This window comes from Streptomyces sp. NPDC107517 (genome assembly GCF_055582645.1).
In genome coordinates this window covers 1-1,681 of the sequence record NZ_JBVJPM010000097.1, presented here as the reverse complement: position 1 = coordinate 1,681, position 1,681 = coordinate 1, and the positions used below count along the sequence as shown (strand labels likewise).

The window sequence follows — 1,681 nt, the reverse complement described above, 5'->3', positions numbered from 1 at the left end:
TAACCTCGCCGTTTCGTTTGGGGACGGCGGCTGTTGGGGCGGAAACGCGAAAGTGCCTTCCTGACCTGGGACGATGAACCTTGCTGAGGGGTTCTGTCGGTCCAGGCGGAGGGCACTTTCTACGTGCAGGCTATCGGGTTGCGTCCCAAGTTCCAGGTCAGTGCAGATGGTTCGGGGGTGGTCGGTCATGCCGGGGCACGGTTACTGGCTGATGTCGCTGATGCCACCGGGCTGACCGCCGCGTACTCCACCGCGCTCAGGCCGCTTCGGCCGCGCGGGACTGGGCATGATCCGGGCCGGATCGCCACCGACCTGGCGGTGATGCTCGCCGACGGCGGTGAGGCCATCGCGGACCTGGCCGTACTGCGGGACCAGGCAGGGGTGTTCGGTTCGGTCGCCTCGACACCGACGGCCTGGCGATTGCTCGCCGACACCGACGAGAGGACACTGGCTTCTCTGCGCTCGGCGCGTGCCCAAGCTCGGGAAGTCGCCTGGATGCAGGCCGCCGAGCAAGGCGAGGGCATACCCACAGTCCGGGCCGCGGGACGCATTCTGCCCGGGCTGGTCCTGGACCTCGACGCCACGCTGATCACCTGCCACTCCGAGAAAGAGCAGGCCGCACCCACCTATAAGGGCGGCTTCGGCTTCCACCCGCTGCTGTGCTTCCTGGCCAACACCGGCGAGGCACTGTCGGGCCGGCTGCGTCCTGGAAACGCCGGTGCCAACACCGCGAGCGACCACATCACGGTGTTCGACCAGGCACTCGCGCAAATCCCCGACGCGCACCGGCACGGCACCGACATCCTCGTCCGCACCGACAGTGCCGGATCCGCGAAAGCCTTCCTCGCCCACGTCCGCCACGTGCGGAAACGAGGAATCCGTACCTTCTTCTCGGTCGGATACGCCATCACCGAGCCGGTCCGTCGCGCTGTCCGGGCCATGCCCGAGCGTCTCTGGCATCCCGCCCTGGACCAGGACGGGACTCTGCGTGATGGCGCCGAGGTCGCCGAGCTGACCGGCATGGTCGATCTGGACGGCTACCCAGCCGGCACCCGCATCATCGTGCGCCGAGAGCGGCCCCACCCCGGAGCCCAGCTGTCCCTGTTCGACCAGGACGAGGGCCTACGGCATCAGGTGTTCCTCACCGACACCCCGTACTCCGGTGGCGGTTCCGCCCAGTTCCTCGAGGTCCGCCACCGCGGACATGCCACCGTCGAGGACCACATCCGGTGCGGCAAGACCACCGGATTCGGCCGCTTCCCCTCCCGAGACTTCGGCGTCAACGCCGTCTGGCTCGAACTCAGCCTCGCCGCGATCGACCTGCTCGCCTGGACCCGTGTCCTCCTCCTGGACGGGGAGCTGGCCACCGCCGAGCCGAAGAAGCTCCGCTATCGGCTACTGCACGTCGCCGCCCGCCTCACCCGCGGCGGCCGACGCCTCCACCTGCGAATATCGGCGACCTGGCCCTGGAGACACGAACTGGCCACGGCCTTCCACCGCCTCGCCGCACTGCCCCGACCCGCCAGCTGACCGGCAAACCCCCGTCCGCCCACCACCCGAAAGAACCCGGAGAACCCGACCACCGCGTCGGGACTCCGACCTGCCCAAGCACCGAAATCACGTCGACCACCCAACAGTTGGCGATCAGCGACGCCGCCTCAGCCCAACCGAAACGGCGAGG

At 68.7% G+C, this 1,681-nt stretch carries 1 protein-coding gene; it reads left to right on the top strand.

Features of this window, described 5'->3' with window-relative positions:
- Nucleotides 1-93 precede the first annotated feature (93 nt).
- Nucleotides 94-1,530 (top strand): IS1380 family transposase, encoded by a 1,437-nt coding sequence (locus ACZ67T_RS46280; protein ID WP_469993097.1) that lies wholly within the window; start codon nt 94-96, stop codon nt 1,528-1,530.
- Nucleotides 1,531-1,681 lie beyond the last annotated feature (151 nt).